Annotated in this window: 19 protein-coding genes and 1 pseudogene; 5 read left to right on the plus strand and 15 right to left on the minus strand. The window is 62.6% G+C overall.

The window, feature by feature from the left end; genetic code table 11:
- Positions 1-16: 16 nt before the first annotated feature.
- Together X742_RS159060 and X742_RS159055 are read left to right on the plus strand one after the other, a co-directional pair.
- The gene (locus tag X742_RS159060) at positions 17-385 is read left to right on the plus strand and encodes a hypothetical protein (protein ID WP_023771557.1); all 369 of its coding nucleotides are present in this window, start codon (positions 17-19) and stop codon (positions 383-385) included.
- 449 nt (positions 386-834) lie between these two features.
- Positions 835-1263, plus strand: coding sequence for a MucR family transcriptional regulator (locus X742_RS159055; RefSeq protein ID WP_023771558.1), 429 nt, complete (start codon positions 835-837; stop codon positions 1261-1263).
- An 87-nt stretch (positions 1264-1350) separates the two neighbouring features.
- Here X742_RS159055 and X742_RS159050 read toward each other — a convergent pair whose 3' ends face one another.
- Both X742_RS159050 and X742_RS159045 read right to left on the minus strand, forming a co-directional pair.
- Entirely contained in the window at positions 1351-1779 is a 429-nt protein-coding gene (locus tag X742_RS159050; RefSeq protein WP_023771559.1) for a SufE family protein, read from the minus strand.
- A gap of 100 nt (positions 1780-1879) precedes the next feature.
- On the minus strand, positions 1880-2227 hold the full coding sequence (locus X742_RS159045; RefSeq protein WP_023771560.1) for a DUF5330 domain-containing protein: 348 nt from the start codon (positions 2225-2227) through the stop codon (positions 1880-1882).
- A 533-nt stretch (positions 2228-2760) separates the two neighbouring features.
- On the opposite strand from X742_RS159045, the gene X742_RS159040 reads away from it, so the two are divergent.
- The 3 genes from X742_RS159040 (at position 2761) to X742_RS159035 (ending at position 5688) form a co-directional block, all read left to right on the plus strand.
- On the plus strand, positions 2761-4512 hold the full coding sequence (locus tag X742_RS159040; RefSeq protein ID WP_031247806.1) for a HAMP domain-containing sensor histidine kinase: 1752 nt from the start codon (positions 2761-2763) through the stop codon (positions 4510-4512).
- On the plus strand, positions 4487-5269 hold the full coding sequence (locus X742_RS0136555) for a peptidoglycan-binding protein (RefSeq protein ID WP_023794930.1): 783 nt from the start codon (positions 4487-4489) through the stop codon (positions 5267-5269). Before X742_RS159040 ends, X742_RS0136555 begins: the two co-directional genes overlap by 26 nt.
- A gap of 71 nt (positions 5270-5340) precedes the next feature.
- Positions 5341-5688, plus strand: a complete 348-nt coding sequence (locus X742_RS159035) for a DUF1491 family protein (protein ID WP_023771563.1) — start codon at positions 5341-5343, stop codon at positions 5686-5688.
- Here X742_RS159035 and X742_RS159030 read toward each other — a convergent pair.
- The 13 genes and pseudogenes from X742_RS159030 to X742_RS158975 form a co-directional block, all read right to left on the minus strand.
- Positions 5666-6721: a hypothetical protein gene (locus X742_RS159030; protein WP_023771564.1), complete on the minus strand. Its 1056-nt coding sequence runs from the start codon at positions 6719-6721 to the stop codon at positions 5666-5668. The two genes, X742_RS159035 and X742_RS159030, sit on opposite strands and share 23 nt — an antisense overlap.
- A 479-nt stretch (positions 6722-7200) precedes the next feature.
- The gene (locus tag X742_RS159025) at positions 7201-7770 is read right to left on the minus strand and encodes a DUF1254 domain-containing protein (protein ID WP_023771565.1); all 570 of its coding nucleotides are present in this window, start codon (positions 7768-7770) and stop codon (positions 7201-7203) included.
- Positions 7763-7912: pseudogene (locus tag X742_RS1000000173915) on the minus strand (DUF1214 domain-containing protein); the annotation flags it as partial. The pseudogene X742_RS1000000173915 and the gene X742_RS159025, both read right to left, overlap by 8 nt.
- Positions 7882-8493, minus strand: coding sequence for a DUF1214 domain-containing protein (locus X742_RS159020; RefSeq protein WP_023771567.1), 612 nt, complete (start codon positions 8491-8493; stop codon positions 7882-7884). The pseudogene X742_RS1000000173915 and the gene X742_RS159020, both read right to left, overlap by 31 nt.
- Positions 8494-8602: 109 nt before the next feature.
- Positions 8603-10756 (minus strand): penicillin-binding protein 1A, encoded by a 2154-nt coding sequence (locus X742_RS159015; RefSeq protein ID WP_023771568.1) that lies wholly within the window; start codon positions 10754-10756, stop codon positions 8603-8605.
- Between the two features lie 204 nt (positions 10757-10960).
- On the minus strand, positions 10961-12217 hold the full coding sequence (locus tag X742_RS159010) for a Zn-dependent hydrolase (RefSeq protein WP_023771569.1): 1257 nt from the start codon (positions 12215-12217) through the stop codon (positions 10961-10963).
- Positions 12214-13062: a BtpA/SgcQ family protein gene (locus X742_RS159005; RefSeq protein WP_023771570.1), complete on the minus strand. Its 849-nt coding sequence runs from the start codon at positions 13060-13062 to the stop codon at positions 12214-12216. Before X742_RS159005 ends, X742_RS159010 begins: the two co-directional genes overlap by 4 nt.
- Positions 13059-13970: a ribokinase gene (locus X742_RS159000; RefSeq protein WP_023771571.1), complete on the minus strand. Its 912-nt coding sequence runs from the start codon at positions 13968-13970 to the stop codon at positions 13059-13061. The genes X742_RS159005 and X742_RS159000 overlap by 4 nt, the downstream gene beginning before the upstream one ends.
- Before the next feature lie 3 nt (positions 13971-13973).
- Positions 13974-14744, minus strand: coding sequence for a glutamine amidotransferase (locus X742_RS158995; protein WP_023771572.1), 771 nt, complete (start codon positions 14742-14744; stop codon positions 13974-13976).
- A 30-nt stretch (positions 14745-14774) separates the two neighbouring features.
- Complete coding sequence (locus tag X742_RS158990; RefSeq protein ID WP_023771573.1) at positions 14775-15863, minus strand: phosphotriesterase; 1089 nt, start codon at positions 15861-15863, stop codon at positions 14775-14777.
- 1 nt (position 15864) lies between these two features.
- Positions 15865-16884, minus strand: a complete 1020-nt coding sequence (locus X742_RS158985) for an ABC transporter permease (protein WP_031241383.1) — start codon at positions 16882-16884, stop codon at positions 15865-15867.
- Complete coding sequence (locus tag X742_RS158980) at positions 16881-17678, minus strand: ATP-binding cassette domain-containing protein (RefSeq protein WP_023771575.1); 798 nt, start codon at positions 17676-17678, stop codon at positions 16881-16883. Before X742_RS158980 ends, X742_RS158985 begins: the two co-directional genes overlap by 4 nt.
- A 95-nt stretch (positions 17679-17773) precedes the next feature.
- The gene (locus tag X742_RS158975; RefSeq protein ID WP_023771576.1) at positions 17774-18715 is read right to left on the minus strand and encodes a substrate-binding domain-containing protein; all 942 of its coding nucleotides are present in this window, start codon (positions 18713-18715) and stop codon (positions 17774-17776) included.
- Positions 18716-18721 lie beyond the last annotated feature (6 nt).

The raw sequence follows: 18721 nt of genomic DNA on the forward strand, positions 1-18721 counted from the left end.
GCCGGGAGGAGAGAAGATGAGCATTCGGTCTCGTATTGCTGCGGTTTTCGCCGTCGCTTCGCTAGGTCTGGCCTTTGCCGGCCAGTCTCATGCGACCGTATTTTCGGCTTGGCAAGTGGCCAATGTGCCGTTCGGCGACACGCTGAATGTGCGCAAATATCCGTCGGGAACATCCCAGAAGCAGGCCGCCTATCCGAACGGGACCGTCCTGCAGATGACCGGGCGATGCACCGGCGGCGTAAACCTGCTCGATATCGCCAATCAACCGGCATGGAAACAGCAGCAGACGGTTCGCTATCGCTGGTGCGAAATCTGGCATGAGCCGGCCAAGAACGGCACCTTCGTGACCGGCTGGGCCTATGGCAGATACATTATCCCGTATTGAACACCACCGATTTTGGCCCCGACGGGTTCGGCCGGCGGGCATGTCGCCTAGTTGCCCGCCCGACAGAGATGAGCGGCAACCTGTGGTTTTGAGGACAGATGAGAACAACCAAGTTTGCCGAAGCGACGGCAAAGCAAACGAGAGCATTGAAACCTGATTTGTGAGTTATCCCGAATGTAATGGTGGGCTGACGTTACGTCAGGCTTTGTCGGTTTGGCGGGCGAAATATCGAAAAATTACATGATGCACGAAAGATTGAAGCTGATCGCGTAATAGTTGACCAACATTCACAAATATAATGCACACAGCGAATTGACTTACTTGACCTGCGGCCGCATTGATGTCCCCGTGACACGAATCGCAGCAGCTCTATGTGCGCAAATTCGTGCGATGCCCTGCCTGTAAAAAGGGGCACAGACCGACGTAACTCTTGTTGGGGCCTGAAGACCATGGATATTGTCGAAACACCTTCCAGAAACAATGACGCGCTGATCGAGCTCACCGCCGATGTGGTGGCAGCCTATGTCAGCAATAATCCCGTGCCGGTCGGCGAACTGCCGAACCTGATATCCGATGTCCATGCCGCCCTCGGGCGTGTGGGCGGAATCGTCGAACAGGCGCCTGCGGACAAGCAGAAGCCGGCTGTCAACCCGAAGCGTTCGGTTCATGACGATTACATTGTCTGTCTTGAAGACGGCAAGAAGTTCAAGTCGCTCAAGCGTCACCTGATGACCCACTACGATCTGACGCCCGATCAGTATCGTGAAAAGTGGAACCTGGACCCAAGCTATCCGATGGTTGCCCCGAACTACGCGGCGGCCCGCTCGCAGCTTGCCAAGAAGATGGGTCTCGGCCGCAAGCGCAAGGCGGCGCGGTAGTCGCTACTTGCCAGATTGGATTGAAATCAAACGGCGCCTTCGGGCGCCGTTTGATTTCAGGGGGTGGGTGGAAGATCGACCGGTCGGTCAGGCAGTCTGGGCGAGCGCCATCTCGGCATCGCGTTTGATGCGCTTGACCATCGAGCGAAGGCCGTTGGCACGCTGGGGCGACAGGTGCTCGTCGAGGCCGAGTGCCTTCAGCGTCGCTTCCGCATCGGTTTTCTGGATTTCGCTGGCCGTCTTTCCGGAAAACAGCGCCAGCATGATCGCAACCAGTCCGCGCACGATATGGGCGTCCGAATCGCCGGTAAAGGTGATGACGGGGTCGGGGCCCGGACCCCGTTCGGTGGTCAACCAGACCTGGCTGACGCAACCTGGCACCTTGTTAGCGGCGTTGCGCTCCGCATTGGGAAAGGGCGGCAGCGCTTCGCCGAGTTCGATGACGTAACGATAACGATCCTCCCATTCGTCAAGGAACGAGAAGTCGTCGCGGATGGTCTGGATCGTGGTCGTCATGACCCGGATATAGTCACGCGGCGGCGCCACGTCACGGAAAAAACAAGGACACCGCGGGCGTCGAGAGGGCAGACTGCCCGCGGTGCGCCGTCGAGACGGCTTAATTGTCTATCCGCAGGTTGACCGTTTCAGGCAGGACCACTTCCGGTACGCTGCCCGTCATTGTCGAGGTGTCGGGACCGGCGGATTTGTCGTCCAGCATGGCAGCCGCGATCTTGGCGGTTTCCTTGGCGCGTGCGGTGATGGTGTGCATCGCCGACTTACCCGTCTCGCAGACATCGGGCTTGCGTTCGCAGATACCGGCGATGTCGCCGACTGCATCTCGCGCCGCGAACAGAGCCTGGATCGGCCCGACGCTTTCCTGGCCCGTTTCATCGGACCCGACACCCAGCGGCAGCGCCAGCAACACCAGTGAAAACCAGAAAGCCATTCTTATCAGGAAGAACATGCCTTGCCTCTCGTCGTGACCGGATCATGCATCATATGGCATGACCTCTTTTATGGGCAGGATGTTGGCACAGAGGCACGAAGGACGGCTTGCATGATCGCCGAGAATTTTCCTCAAATTTTAGGCAAATTCGAAACGAAACGTTTTGCTGCGGATTTGTTTCATATCGGGACGATTCTCCTCACCATTCGATAACCATCTATCCCGTTGAATGAATTGTGTCTTTGATGAAACAAAGCGGCTTCGGTGACTTGGCCGGCGGTCCCATGACAGGCCTGCCGGGATAACCCTCCGTTTACTATGGCTGCATTTGACCGGGTTTTCGGCCGCCGCCATCCCGATATTTGCCGCAGGGCGGGCCTTGGTCGGCCCTGCCTTATCCATTCCTTAAACGCTGGATGCGAGTTTCAAAGCCAATCAAGACAATCTGCAAAAGCAGAGCTGTTCACGACGAGTGCGAGTGCGTTGAATTGATGCCGATCGAGGCCAGATACGCTGAATTGCCTGGTGCAATGGCGGCCGGTTGTGAGCGCATGGTTCATCCCAGCGTTCTCGAACGGAGCGACCGCGAGCGCCAGCGCCGTTTCATCGGGGTGATGCTGGCCGCGCCGTTCTTTGCCGCGGGTGCCGCGGTCACGCTGGTTACATCGGGGATGGGCGCCGCGGTTACCATGGCCGCCATTTTCGCGGCCTTCGGCCTGTGCTGGTTCGTCGCCCTGCTGGTAGCCGCGACCGGCAAGATGGCTGCCGCGGGGCCGGTCGCCCTGGCGATGGCGGCGATTGCCCTTGCCGGTCTCATCGGTGCCGCCGGCGGATTGAGTTCACCTGTCGCCATGCTTGCCCTGGCGCTGCCATTCGAAGCCTGGTGGATCGGCGCGTCACGGCGTTCGGCATTATGGGGGGGCGCAACAGCCGTCATCGCCATCGCCCTTCCGTCGTTGTCGGCTGCCTTCCTTCCATTCGCGGACGCGCACATCGCCGCCTGGCACTGGCTGGTGCCATTGGCCTGGGCGCTGGCCCTCATCCCGCGCGCATCGGCCTTTCGCGGCACTTCCGGCGCGGCCGATACGCTCCATTCGGGTGACCGACTGGAAGACATCATCGACGCGGTGGTCTTGCGGGTCGCCCGCCACGGCGAAGTCGTGGCTGCATCCGCCAAGTCGCGTACGCTTCTGAAATTGCCGCCTGAGCTGTTATCTGGAACGGGCCTCTTCGACCGGGTCCACCTGTCGGACCGTGTCTCCTATCTCAGCGCCCTGGCCGACATGCGTGACGGTGCACGGTCGCGCCGCCTCGAATTGCGCATCAGGCTGCCCCAGAGTGGCAACGGCGCCCACAACGGAAACGGCTTTGTGGCCGACAATTACCAGCAATTCGCGCTCGAACTGGTGCGTGGCGAGAAACAAGGCGACGTCTTCACGCTTGTCCTGCGCCAGAATGACGAGATGGCGCGACTGCGCGAAGAACTGGCGCAAGCCAATGAGACGGCGGCCGCCGCCGAAGTGGCCAAGGGCCGGTTCCTGGCAGTCGTGAGCCATGAACTGCGCACGCCGTTGAACGCCATCATCGGCTTCTCCGACATGCTGCTGCACGAGATGTTCGGCGCCTTCAAGGATCCGCGCCAGAAGGAATATGTCGGTCTGGTGCGGGATTCGGGCCAGCATCTGCTGGCAGTCGTGACATCCATACTCGACGTATCGAGGATCGAATCGGGCGTCTACGCCACCGAGCCGGAGCCGTTCCGTTTCGTGGAAGCCGTGGACATGTGCCAGTCGATGATGCGGCTGCAGGCTCAGGCCAAGAATATCGACCTGCAGACGCAGATCGCCCCTGACGCCGGCGATATCAATGCCGATCGCCGTGCCGTACAGCAGATGCTCATCAACCTCGTTTCCAACGCGATCAAGTTCACCCCTGACGGTGGCGATGTCGTCGTCGGCGCCAAGCGGATCGGCTCACGTCTGCATTTCTGGGTGAGGGACACCGGTATCGGCATTGCCGAGGAGGATTTCGCCAATCTCGGCAAACCCTTCACGCAGATCCAGAACGATTATACCCGCCGTTTCGAGGGCACGGGTCTTGGCCTTTCCCTGGTGAAGGGGCTGGTGGCCTTGCATGAAGGGACCATGTCGATCGAAAGCATGCCGGGCGAGGGCACCACGGTGACCATTAGCCTGCCGGTCGGCGGGCCGAAGGGGCGCCCCGCCAACCCGACCGGAGTGCTGACAATGCCGGTGACGAGAGCGAAAGGGGACGGAAATGGCTCGCTCCGCAAAACAGGCTAAGGCGGTCAAACGCCGCGGCAATGCCTTTCAAGACGGCGCCATCGCCGTCGGCGGCATGATTTCGCGCAATCCTGTCCTGGTGGGAGGATCGACCGCATTCCTGGTGACGCTGTTCTACGTCTCGGCGAATGCGCTATGGTATCAGCCTTTCCCGCACGCCGGGGCGTTTTTCGCCACACGCAATTTCCAGGGCTTTCCGCACGCTGGCGCGGACGAGCCCGAGACGACAATCAACATCGTGAGGTCCAATGCCGCGCCCGCCCCGATAAAGGGCGACCCGGTGGTCGAGCAGGTGCAAGGCATATTGAAGGACCTTGATTTCTACTCCGGCACCGTCGACGGCATCTCCGGCCCGAACACGCGCAAGGCCATACAGGCCTATCAACAGAAGGTCGGACTGAACGCATCGGGCGAGATCGACGCGCTGCTCCTGGATCAACTGGGTGCAACGCCGAAGACGGCTGCCGTGCCGAAACCGCAACCCCGTCCTGACATGCCGCCAGCCGCCGTTCCCGTGTCCCTGCAGACCAACGAGGCACAGGCGAATGCCGCTTTGCAGGGGCCTGACCCCCGCATCGTCAAGATCCAGGCCGGGCTGAAGGCCTTCGGCAATGACGACATGCAACTGGATGGCGTCGTCGGCGCACGCACCAAGGCGGCGATCAAGGAGTTCCAGTCGCTGTTCGGCTTGCCGCAAACCGGCGAGCCCGACGAGATCGTCTATGTCAAGATGCGCGAGATCGGCCTCACCAACTGACGGCCGAAAACGACGCCTCGCCCTCCACGGGAAATTTCGGTAGAGAGCCCGCATGTCCTCGGGAGTCCTCCATGCGTGTAACCGCTGATCTGTGGGTCTCGGCCCTGTTGCGCCGGGTTTTCAGCGCAGGCGGATTTGCTGCCGTGGTCAATCGCGGTGCGACGGAGGCCGGGGCCGTGTTCATCCTGGCGCGGGGCAGGCTGGGTGAAACGGCTCTCTACGGGCCGGCACCGCAGACAAGCTACGATTCGGCCAAGCCCGAAGACCGTTTTTTCAGCCTTCTCGCCGCCAGCGAGGATGCCGCCGTACTCGATGCGAGACTGGAACGCGAGAAAAAATTCGATCCCGACATCTGGGTGGTCGAGATCGAGGCCGGGAGCGTTCCCGTCGAGCAGCTTATTTCCGTGAAGACGCCCTGAGGTCGGGAGCGTCGGCTTCGTCGCTGTTGGAGGCCTTGCGGCTGTCGCCGTTTGCCGGTGGTTTGCCGCGAACCGCCTTGGACAGGGTTGCGGCCTTCCACTCCCGCACTTTATCCAGGGCAGCGTCGCGATGCAGCAGGCGGTAGCGGTCGAGATAGGTGCGGATGGCCTGGGGATGCGGGAACAGGCCGGGATAGACGGCGACCGTGACCAGGAATGCCCGGTCCTCGCTGAAGTCGAGCGAGCGCAGCGCCGCAAGCAGCGGCGCATAATTCTGGTGGGCGGTCAGCGATTGCGCGATCGCAAAATCGATGTCGAGAGCGTCCGCTAGCGCGGTGTGGAACAACGCGGCGTTTCCCGTCAGTGCCGTCTCGCGCAGTTTGACAAAGGTGTCCGCACCGGGAAACGCCTCGACCTTCGCCGCCAAGGCCTGGTCGCCAGTGCGCATCATGGAGCGCAGCTTGCGCCGCGCGCTCTCGGCGGCAACGCCGGGCGTTTGCTGGCCGGGCATTTGCTGGCGGGGCGTTTGCTGGCTTGTCGCGCTGTCCGGTGTCGCTTGCGCCTGCACGACAAGGCTCTGCGCCGGGGCTGCGTCCGGATCCCGCCTCCGCACCAGGGTCGGCCTTTCGAGCGCTCTGATCAGATCGGCGATGGTCGGGTTCAGGTCCTTGCGCCGCGCTATGGCGCGCGCATGCGGCAACCCATGCCGGCCAATCAGCGCGATCAGGTCGATATCGCTGATGGCGCGCGAGCGGATGAGCAGTGGAGCGGCAATGTCGACCGGTTCCTCGCAGAGGCGCCGCACCAGGGCCGCGGGTGCGTATTCGCATTCGGAAAGGGCGGCTGCCACGTAGCGCCGCGATTCGACGGATACATCGTCGAACAGAGGCAGCGTCAGGTCTTCGAGCTGGCCGATCTCCCGGCGCGACGGTCGCGTCAGCGAGCAGAACGCGGAAACGGCGGCGCGGAACAGCCTTTCGGCTTTTCCCGATTGCGTCCTTATCGCGATTTGCCTGAAATCCGAAGATGACACGAAGGATACGCCTGACACCAGATACACACTCGACCTCGCGGCACCGGGACTATGCCGGTTTCGCGATTGCCTCGGTCAGAACTCTCTGACCCCGGGAACAAAGATCAATTTAGCGGCGATCCGTTAGCGCTCCGTTAACCCTCTGCCGGCCTTAATGATATTTGGAGGCGTGGCGTTGTGCTCCGGGGAAACCGAGAGGAATGCGCGAATCATGGGCATGGTACTGTCTTTCGTGCCGCGTGCGGCACCGGCCAATCGAGCCAAGCAAACCACCGAAATACCGGCGGCTGTGATCATATTTCCCGGCATCCGTTATGAGCGGTCCAGCACCGGCGAAGCCCGGCCTGCAGGGCCAGACAAGCCGGGGTCGCCACGGACGCCAGTCCCCCATCACTGAGCAGTCCCCCACTGAGCTTTGCTGAAGCCATGGTGCGGTCCGTCAGGCCCTCTGCTCCGGATCCGCGATCGAGGATCGCGGCTTAGAAATCCTGCAACTCGCAGGAACTCTGATCGAGAAAGCGCGACACGATCGGCTTCCAGCTCTCGTCGGGTACGAAGCTGCGGATGACGAAGATGCCTTCATCGACGGGCGCCTCGACGAAGATCGCTCCCTGAAGATCCTCGGGCAGGTCCTTGCGCACGTCGATCATCTGCGCCGGCGTCAGCACGACGGCATCCAGCTTGCCGCCCGCCGCCGTGTGGTCGTTGAAGGAATAGATGTTGTGACCGCTGCGGTCATAGACCGACACCGACCAGAACGGGACGTCTCCCGGCGCCTTGATCCGGACCATTCCTTCCTCGAGGTCGAAGCGGCAGGCCGTTGCGTAGAACAGGGGGTCGACCGATTTCACCACCGGTGCGCCGCCCGCTTCGGCATCGAGCCGGTTCATCTTGTAGAGATCCGAAGCCATGGAGAGACGCGACCAGGCGTCGCGTTCCGAAAATTCCGGCACCAGAAGCAGGACGACAATGTGGACGATGCCGGCGCCGACGAGGCCGAGCAGGATGGCGTGCAGAAGCCTGCGCAACGCGGCACGCAAACTACGCATCGCAGCCCGCCTTGACGATCCTGGGCAGCGAAACGTCTGACAGGCCGGTGCTGCTGGCGATCGGCGTGTCATAGAGGGTCAGGACGAAATACATCCGTCCAGAACCGTCGGTCAGCAGCCAGTTGCCCGGCATGGGTTGATGGNATCGCAGCCCGCCTTGACGATCCTGGGCAGCGAAACGTCTGACAGGCCGGTGCTGCTGGCGATCGGCGTGTCGTAGAGGGTCAGGACGAAATACATCCGTCCAGAACCGTCGGTCAGCAGCCAGTTGCCCGGCATGGGTTGATGGCCTACGGAAATAACCACGGAATTGTCCGGTTGGCGCAGCACCTCGTAGGACTGAAGAGCCGCAAGCCGCGATTTGCCGGTCTCGACGACGCCGAGCGATTGATCGGCGGCATAAAGCGTCCAGAACCGCGCTGTCGGAAATCCGCCCTCGATCCTGTAGGCGCATTCCCGCTTGAGCTGGTCGCCGGCGGCATCCTTTTCAGCCACGAAGGACAGCCCCTCGGCGCGACCGAGCGCCAGCACGCCCTCACGGGCAACGCGGGCCTTGGAATAGGGGTCCGCGGCCGGTGTGCCGATGTCGGGGAAGGCAGTCCACTGGCCGATCCTGATCGCGCCGACACCGTCCTGGATCTTCAGCGCATACCAGACGCTGGCGCCGCCCCCGCCAATGGCTATGGCAAGCGAAATCAGCATCAGGAAGGCGTTCTTGAGCATGAAGGGCCAGGTGCGCGCGGAATTGCCGTTCGGGGATATCGCGGTGCGGGGCCTTGTGGCAAGCAGGCGTGATGGATTTGCCTGTCGGTCTTGTCTCAGCGGGCGGATATCACAGCGCCGACAACGTTTCGGGTGGAGCGGGGGCGTCGAGTTTGGGGGCCGCCTGGAACATCTGGCTCATGTCCCGCAACGTCTGTGTGGTCCGACTGGACAGCACCGGCGGCCGCTCGGCGGCGGCATCGGCCGCTGCCTGCTCCTCGCTCTTCTTCTGTGCCTCGGCGGCCTTGGCCGCGACCTCCTCGTCGACGAAGGGCTTGTCGATCCCCGGGATCGGCTTCAGGTCGATGTTCTGGTGCGCGTAGACCATCAACCGCTGCCACACCATCGCCGGCAGCGAGCCGCCGGTCATGTTCTTGGTCGGGGTGAAATCGTCATTGCCCAGCCACACGGCCGCCGTGTAGTTGCCGGTGAAGCCGACGAACCAGGCATCGCGGTAGGATTGCGTGGTGCCGGTCTTGCCGGCAACGACGATGTTGGGAATTTGCGCCCGCCGCGCCGTGCCCATCACCGGCACGGCCGCCAGCATGGTGTTCATCGACTTCAGGGCCTGCTCGGACAGGACGCGATGCGGCGGCGGCGCGTCCTTGGTCCAGTCATACACCACGTCGCCGGTGCGGGTTACGAGCTGGGTGATGCCGTGCCGGGAACCGACGAAGCCGTTCTGAGCGAACACGCTGTAGCCCGTCGCTTGGTCCATCACCGTCATGCCCGAGGTGCCGAGCACCATCGTCTTGTGCCCTTCGAGCGGCGATTCCACCCCAAACGATTCCGCCAATGCCTTGATCGGCGCGATGCCGAGATGGTCCTTGGCCAGCCGCACAGGCACGGTGTTGATCGACTTGGCCATCGCCATGATCAGCGTGATGTTGCCCGCCGACTCGCCGCTGTAATTGTGCGGCGACCAGTTGCCCCAGCTGATCGGCCCGCCAGAAATGATCGAGTTCGGCGTGAAGCCGTGTTCCATCGCCGTGGCATAGACATAGGGCTTGAACGACGAGCCGGTCTGGCGCAGTGCCTTGGTGGCGCGGTTGAACTGGCTGGCGCCGTAATCGCGGCCGCCGACGATGGCCCGCACCGCGCCATTGGTCTCGATGACCACCACGGCCCCTTCGGTGACGTTGTACTCCTTGCCGAACTGGCGCAGGTGGAACTCGACGGACTCCTCCGCCGCCTTCTGGATGTTGGCGTCGAAGGTGGTGTGGGCAACCAGCGAGTGCTGGCCGGGCTTGGCGATCTTCTTGACCTCGTCGAAGGCCCAATCGAGGTAGTAGTCGGGGCTCTTCTGTTCGCCGCGGTCGACGACGTCGGCCGGGTGCAGTCTGGCCTGCAGCACCTGGCCTTCGGTCATGAAGCCGGAATCGACGAGGTTGGACAGCACTACGTTGGCGCGCGCGCGCGCCGCCGGCAGGTTGATATGCGGCGCGTATTTGGTCGGGGCCTTGAACAGGCCGGCCAGCATCGCCGCCTCGGCAAGGTTCAGGTCCTTGACGCTCTTGCCGAAATAGAAGTCCGCCGCCGCCTCTATGCCGAACGTGCCACCGCCCATATAGGCGCGGTCGAGATAGAGCTGCAGGATTTCCTTCTTCGACAGATTGGCCTCCAGCCACAGCGACAGGAACGCCTCCTTGATCTTGCGCTCGAACGTGCGCTCATTGGTCAGGAACAGGTTCTTGGCCAGCTGCTGGGTGATGCTCGAGCCACCCTGGACGACCGAATTCGCCCGCACGTTCTCGAAGATCGCGCGCGACAGGCCGAGCACGTCGATACCGTAATGGTCGAAAAACCGGCGGTCCTCGGTGGCGAGCACCGCCTTGATGACATGGTCCGGCATCTCGTCGACCGGCACGGAATCGCGCTGGATGATGCCCCGCTGGCCGATCTCGTTGCCATAGCGGTCCAGGAAGGTGACGGCGAAGTCGCCCTGGGCGCGCCAGTCGCCGGTGGTATCCTGGAAAGCGGGTATTGCCAGCGCCAGCATCACCACCATGCCGCCGGCGCCGAGTGTAAAACCTTCGCTCAAAAGTTCGATGAAGCCGCGGCGCCAGCCCTTGAGACGGAAGCGCCGCGAGAAGATCGTCGCGGACTCCCAGAACTGGCGCGCCTTGAACCCGATTTCATAGAGCGAGGAATCGAGCCACGCGTCCAGCGCCAGCAACCAGGCGGCGATCGGACCTCTTCTTCTGCGTGGTTCAGGGCTGACCATTCAAAAAACCCGGCTCGGTTCTGGCGCGACCTGAAAACCGCAAGCGGGCAATTTCAGGGCGGCACCCTGTCCGACTATTCATCCATTTACGGACACTCACAAGGGCGGCGAGGACACAGGGGGACGGTTTGTTGATGCGAAGGGGCAGGGGAGGCCGCCGCGACTTCCAAAACAATGCGCCTGGCCGGTTTCAGGTCGCCGAGATCACCTTGTCCGGGTGGGGCGCGAGGCGGCTGCGATTGTTGCCTGCAGCAGGACCCGTGCGCCGATGATCGCGTCCGCCGGCTCCACATATTCCGCCTCATTGTGGCTCAGCCCGTCACGGCACGGCACGAAGATCATCGCCGCAGGCGCCACACGGGCGATGAACAACGCGTCGTGGAACGCGCCCGATATCATCCGTTTGTAGGTTAATTCCAGGGACTCGGCGGCATCCTCTATGATTTTGATCATATCGGGACAGAACGCTGCACCCGGCATGTCGAACGACCGCCTGATCGTTGCGGAGCAATGCTGGCCGTCCACCTCCGCGGCGCAGACCGCGCGCACCTCAGCCTCGATAGCATCGAGCCGCTCCAGCTGTGGATGCCGCAGATCCACTGTGAAGGTCACGGACTGCGGTATGGCATTGATCGATCCCGGCTGTGCCGATATCCGGCCGACCGTCAGTCGTGCGCTCGCGTCGAGCGGCATGATCGTCGTCTGCAGCCTGTGTATCGCGGCAATCGCGGCGACCATGGGGTCTCTGCGATAGGAAAGGCCAGTCGTGCCGGCGTGACCGGCACTGCCCTCGATGCAAACTTCCAGCCAGCGCGTGCCCTGAACGGCGGTGACGACACCGATCGGCGTCAGCTCTTTTTCGAGCGACGGCCCCTGTTCGATGTGCAATTCGATATAGCCGGATACAGGCATGCCGGTCGGGCGCAGCCTCGCTTCCGGCAAGGCCGCGATCGTCGCTTCGAGTTCCGTTGCGAGGGACGCTCCGTCGACACCGACGATCGATTTCCATGCAGCCGTATCGGTACCGGTGAAGGCCATGGAGCCCATGACGCCCGGCGCGAAGCGGCTGCCTTCTTCATTGGCCCATGCGACCACCTCGATCGGCCGCCTGGCTTCAATCATCGCGTCCTCCAACGCTTCAAGCACCTCGAAGGCGCAAAGCGTGCCGAGCGCGCCGTCGAAGCGCCCGCCGGTCGGCTGGCTGTCGAGATGGCTGCCGATCATGAGGGGCGGCAGCGCGGCATCCGAACCTTCGCGGCGGATGAAGAGGTTCGCGATGCCGTCCTGAAATATCGTGAAGCCGCGCATCAGTGCCAGTTGCGCAAGCAGGCGCCGGGCGCTGCGATCCTCAATGCTGAACGCCTGCCGGTTGACGCCTCCGGCCGGTGTCGCGCCGATGCGGGCGAAGGCGTCGAGCCGTCCGAGCAGCCGCTCGCCATTGATCTCCGGCACCAAAGTCACCGCTTGAGGCCGCCTATGAAGGCTTTCACCCGTTGCGGATCGACCTCATTCCACCAGACTCCGTCATATTTCAGGGAACTGGCGACGATGACGCCATCGACGATGTCGAGGATGTCGTTGGCATTTTCAGGCGTGACTCCGCTGCCAACCAGCGTCGGCAATCCGGCCGCTTCCTTGATCATCCTGATATAGCCGAGGTCAGCGGCGTGGCCGGTGCGCTGGCCGGTGGCGATCACAGCATCGGCATCGAAGAACACCAGATCCTTGACCTGTTCCTCGACCGGCCGGTCGCCAACGATGGCATGGGCGCCATGCTTGACATGGGCATCGGCGAAGATGCGGATGCCATTGGCCCGAAGCTTGGCGCGAAAGCGCATGGCGCGCGCCGCTTCGCCTTCGATGAACCCCTCATTGGCAACATAGGCGTTGGCCCATTGATTGACGCGCACGAAGGCCGCGCCCGAGGCGCTGGCGATCGACAGCGCTGGAATGGAAGCATTGGCGAGCACGTTGATGCCAATCGGCCGGCCCAATTCCCCGCGAATACGGTCGGACACGACGGACATATAGGCGGAAGTTTCCGGCCCGATGTCATCCGGTTTGGCAAACGGCACGTCGCCGTGGTTTTCAACAATCACGCCATCGCAGCCGCCATCGAGATAAGCTTTGGCGTCGTCCAGGCCGCGCTGGTAGATGGCCTCCACCGCCTCGCCATCGTAGCGCGGCGCGCCCGGCAGGGGGGCGAGGTGAACGACGCCGATCACCACCTTGCTCCTGCCGAAGATCGACCGCAGCGCGTCGTCCGTGACTTGTTTGGATCCGATGGCTTTGGGGGATTTTATCATGCGGTTTCCGCTTCCGTCGTTTCCATGAGCGTTTTCATCTCCCGCCTGTCGGGGCAGGATTGGAGAGTGCCGGCGCGTCCGACCGAGATGGCCGCGGCGCGTACCGCGATCCGCGCCGCTTTGGCGAGGTCGATGCCTGCCGCAAGACAACCGGCGAGGCAGCCGCAAAAGACGTCGCCGGCGCCGCTGGTGTCTATCACGGCCACTTTGGGCGCCGCGATCCGTTGGATTTGTCCGCTACCGTAGGCCACCATGCAGCCCTGCGCGCCAAGGGTCACGATCGCAGCACCAGCCCCTTGTTGGATCAAAACGCGGGCCGCCTCGGCAGGCTCCGCGGCTTCGGTCAAAACTGCTGCCTCGCCGGCGTTGGCGATGACCAGGCCGACGTTACACAAATCCGGTGGATGACCGGCCGCCAGTGGGCTTGGATTGAAGATCGTCATGGCTCCCGCGGCGCGCGTGGTCCGCAGGCAAGCGACCGTTACATCCGGATCCAAATTGCCTTGCATCACCACGATGTCACCGCGTTCGATCGATTGCAGGAGATCGCTATTTGCCAGCGGATCGAAAGCCTTTGCGCAACTGGCGCCGGTAACGATGAGGTTCTCGCCACGCCCATCGACCATGACAGTCGATCTGTCGCTGGGCAGTGGCAGCATCGTCAGATGGCTGATGTCGAGCTCTCGGCTGAGTTGTTCTCTTATCCATGCTCCGGCGGCATCGTTGCCGATCGCCGCATGGAAGCGGACATCGGCACCGGTGCGGGCGGTGGCCACCGCCTGGTTCGCTCCCTTGCCGCCAAGTCCGTCAGCGTGTTCTGCAGCGTTCAACGTTTCGCCAGGATGCGGAAACCGGTCCAGCCGAAACGTCGTGTCGACGCAGACATTGCCGACGATATGGAGGTGCATAGCCTAATCCCTGGATGTCGCCCAGCCGAGCATCTGTTCGAACAGCGTCTTGTAGCCGTTCCAGGCGATGAAGCCCGGCGGCAGCCAGTGCGGGCCGACATCCGACGTCCAGGCCAACGTACGGCCCTTGCCGAATTTGCCCGTCACCAGCAGCGGCAGCGAACGGTAGTCGGAAGAAACGGTGGCCAGAACTTCAGCATCGTCTTTGACCGTGACCTCATTGAAGCCGAGCAGGATCGGCCAATCCTTGCCCAGACCTTGGAGGATCGGATGGCTCTGCGGGCCGACAACGACCGGCGCATAGCCCTCCGGAACCTCGATGCGGTCGTCCACCGGCAGGCAGGTGACCGGCAGAACATCCTCCACAGGCGTCTTGTGATAGCGCGCGCCGCCATTGATACCCTGGAAGCTGTAATAGCCGCCGAACATCAAGAGGCCGCCGCCATTGCCGACATAGTCACGCAGCAGGCGCAGCCGGTTCGGCGTCGGCTTGGAGTGGACCCAGGTGTCGGGATGAAGCAGAAGCGTGTTGGCGCCAATATCGGAAAGCACGACCGCGTCGTAGGCCGAAAGCGTCTCCATGGTCTGGGGAAAATTCCGCTGCGCCTCATGCGCTGGCATGAAGGTGACGTCGAATGGACCGTCCTTCAATGCGGCCAACAATTCGTCGGCGCCTGTGTGATAGGTCACGGTTGGAAACTGGTCGAAGCCCTTGATGTGGGTCGCGGTCGAAACCCAGGATTCGCCTGCGAGAAGAACCTTCTTCCTGGACATGCATACTCCTTTATTGCTTAGGGCCGTGGCTCAGAGGCTCGCGGCGAACACGGTCTTTGGATTGTCGATGAGCATGCGGTCGATCGCCGTCTGCTCGACGCCATGGCGTTTCAACCTCGGCACAAAATGCTTGAGGATGAAACCGTAGCCGAAGCCGCCGAAGCGGGTCAGCATGATCTTCAGGAAAACGTCCTGCGACAGCAGGATACGGTCTCCCAGCCCCATCTCGATCAGCGAGCGGATCGCCTGCGCATTCTGCTCGTCGGACGGCGATTGCGCGTCCTGGTCGGCATAATAGAAATCCATGCCGATCATATCGTATTCCAGGAAGGCACCACGCGCGGCCAGGCTTTTCTGGTAGGCGAGATCGTTGTGGCTCGGGTTCATATGGCAAAGCACCGTATGCCGGAGATTCGCGCCTTCCGCCTCGACGACATCGAGCACGTCATGCGCCAGCCGCTCCCAGCCGGGCAGATGGATCGTCAGCGGCACGCCGGTGATCCTGGCCGCGCGCGCCGAAGCCCGCAGCGACTTGCGCTCCTCGTCGGTAAAATCCTTGCTGACGCCGACCTCGCCGATGATGCCGGCCATGATTTCGGGCTGCGTCTTCGCGCCGCCGACATCGTTGACCAGGAATTCGGTGATGTCATCGACGTCCATCGCCTTCAGCCAATCGGGGTGGGTGTGCTGCAGGTAGAAGCCTGTTCCCATGACAATACGCAAGCCGGAAGAGCGGGCGATGCGCGCCAGCTTCACCGCATCGCGGCCAATGCCGATATTGGTGGCATCGACCACGGTGTGGCCGCCGAGCGCACGGTATTTCGCCAGTTCCGACAGGGCTAGGTCGCTGTCGTCGAGCGAGACGTTGTCGCGGTTCATGTAGGGGTTCATCCGCAGTTCGCCGATGATCTCCATGCTGACCGGCTGCTCGGCGATCTTCTTCTCCTCGGGATGGCAGGGGCATTTCCAGGATGTCGCGCCGTCGAGCAGGATATGCTCATGCATCAGCGTCACGCCCATATCGGCGATCGCGACCGGGCCGGTAACGGTCATCACCGTGCCGGAATGGACCCCGATCGGCGCCCGTTCCCTCGGCTTGTCGTCGAAAAGGTGATCCATGTCAGCGGCTCCGCACCGCGCCCTTGAACAGGCGGAAATTCAGCCAGATGGCAATGAGGATGATCGTACCGGTGACGATCGGGGTGAGGAACGGCGACATATGCGCCAGGATTAGGCCGTTGCCGATGACCGCGACGGTCAGTGCCCCGAGTACGGTGCCGATGATCGTGCCGCGCCCGCCGAACAGGCTGGTGCCGCCAAGCACCACGGCGGCGATGACGTCGAGTTCGAAGCCCTGGCCGGAGTTCGATGAGCCCGAACCGAGCCGGGCCGCGAGAATGATGCCGGCGGACGCCGCCGCCATGCCCGACAGTACATAGACGAACAGCGTAATGAAGCGCGTGTCGACACCGGCGCGGCGCACCGCCTCGGTGTTGGCTCCGATACCGGTCACATAGCGGCCGAACGGCGTCTGGTTGAAGGCGAGGTAGGCGACAATCAGCACGACAAGGGCGAGCAGCGCCGGCACGGGCACTCCGAGGAACCACGCCCGGCCGATGCTGACGAAAAAGCTCGTCGGCTCGACCGGGATCGAATAGCCACCCGTGATCAGCAGCGCCACGCCGCGGATGACGGAAAGACCGGCCAGCGTGACGATGAAGGCCGGAATGCGCTCATAGGCGATGAAGAAGCCCTGCAAGGCGCCGATCGCCGCGCCCAGCGCCAGCATGGCGAGGACGACGAGCGGCCACGGCAGGCCAGCCTGCAGCAGGACGGCTGACAGCGTCGCCGCGAGCGCCAGCACGGAGCCGACCGACAGATCGATGCCGCCGGTGGTGATAACAAAGGTCATGGCTGCCGCGACGATCAACAGCGGGGCCGACTGGCGGACGATGTTGAGCAGATTGGGCGTCGTCAGGAAGGTGCCGGTGATCATCGAAAACACCACGCACACTACGATGAAGAACAGCGCGATGGAGACGACACTGCCATTGGCCAGCGCGATATCCTTCCAGCCGTTCTTGCGGGCGCGTTTGGACGACGGGGCCGCAATATCGGCCGACGGGGAGGTGGCGTTCATGGCTGTACCGCCTCATCACGGCTGGCGCGCGCCGAACGCGCGTTGAATTTCCGGCCGACGATCAGGTTGACGACCTCCTCGATGCTGGTGTCGCCGATTTTTCGTTCGGCGACGTTGCGGCCCTCATACATGACCTGGATACGGTCGCAGACCAGGAACAAATCCTGAAGCCGATGGGTAATCAGGATGACACTGACGCCGCGAGCGCTGACCGTGCGGATAAGCTCCAGCACCGCTTCGACTTCCGCCACGGCAAGAGCCGCGGTCGGTTCGTCCATGATCAGTACCGACGGATCGAAGGAGGCGGCGCGGCCGATGGCGATCGACTGGCGCTGCCCACCGGAGAGGTTCTCGACCTTGAGCCTTGTGTCCGCGATGACGATGCCGAGCCGGTCGAGCATGGTGCGCGTTTGGTCATGCATGCGCCTGTTGTCGAGAAACGGGACGCCGAGGACGTGGCGGCGCGGTTCGCGGCCGAGAAAGAGATTGCCCGCCACATCCACGGTGTCGCAGAGCGAAAGGTCCTGGTAGACCATCTCCACCCGTGAGGCGCGGGCATCCGCCGGCGACGAGAAAGAGACAGCTTTGCCGTCGATCTCGATGGACCCGGAATCCGGAATGACGGCGCCGGACAGGACTTTGCTTAGGGTCGATTTGCCCGCGCCATTGTCGCCGACAAGGCCGAGCACCTCGCCGGGCTTCAGCTGCAGCGAAACATCGTCCAGCGTCTGGATGGGGCCGTATCGTTTGGAAATACCGGTCATCCTGACGCGGTAGGTCTCGCCATCGCTCATCATGGTTCCAGTTCTTAAAGCGCGACATGTTCAATCGGTCGCCGGGCTGCGCAAGCAACCGTCAGGTCGATGCGCGGCCCGGCGGTCTTGGGATACTACTTGAACATGCCCTTGAACTGGCTGACATTTTCCTTGGTCACGATGGTGACCGGAACATTGATGATCGGATCGATCTTCTCGCCCTTCTTGAGCTTGCCGAAGGCCTCGATGGCAGCCTTGCCTTCGCCGGCCGGATCCTGCTGGACGACGGCGATGACCCAGCCCTCTTCTAGACCCTGTACCGCCGACTTGGTCAGATCCCAGCCGAATACCTTTACGTCGCCTGTACGGCCCTGGCTGGTGACGGCGGAAACCGCGCCGAGCAAGGCCGGCTCGCCAGTCGCATAAAGGGTCGTCATGTCGGCATTGGCCGTCATTAGGTTCTCGGAGGCTGACAGCGCCACGTCCTGTACGTTCTGGCCATCGACCGTATCTAGGAAGGTGACTTTCTGGCCGCTATCGGTGACGGCCTTCTTGAAGCCGTCGAGGCGCTGGTTCTGGATGAACGAATTGAGCGCGCCGACGACGCCGATCTTGGCGGTGCCGTTCAGCTTGGTCTTGACGTAGTCGGCATAGAACTTTCCGATATCTTCGCCGGCCTTGGTGTTGTCGACGCCGACGAAGGCGACGTTGTCGCCGTTCGGGATCTGCGCGTCGATGGCGATGACCGGAATGCCGGCGGCTTTTGCCGCTGTGATCGCCGGCTTCACGCCGTTGACATCGATGGCGACGAGGATGATGCCGTCGACCTTCTGGGTGATGTAGTTCTCGATCGCGTCGTTCTGCGCGCTCGGCACATTGTTGGCGTTGAAAATGACGAGGTCGACTCCGGCGGCCTTTGCCGCGGCCGTAGCACCGTCATTGATCTGGTTGAAGAACAGGGCCTGCTGGTTGATGGTGACGAGCGCATAGGTCTCGGCCATGGCGGAAGCAGAGCCGAGGGCGAGGGTCATGGCGATGGCTGCGGCGCAGCCTGAAAGAATCTTGGTAAGACGCATTTCGGT

The organism is Mesorhizobium sp. LNHC229A00 (genome assembly GCF_000502415.1).
Lineage (GTDB): Bacteria > Pseudomonadota > Alphaproteobacteria > Rhizobiales > Rhizobiaceae > Mesorhizobium.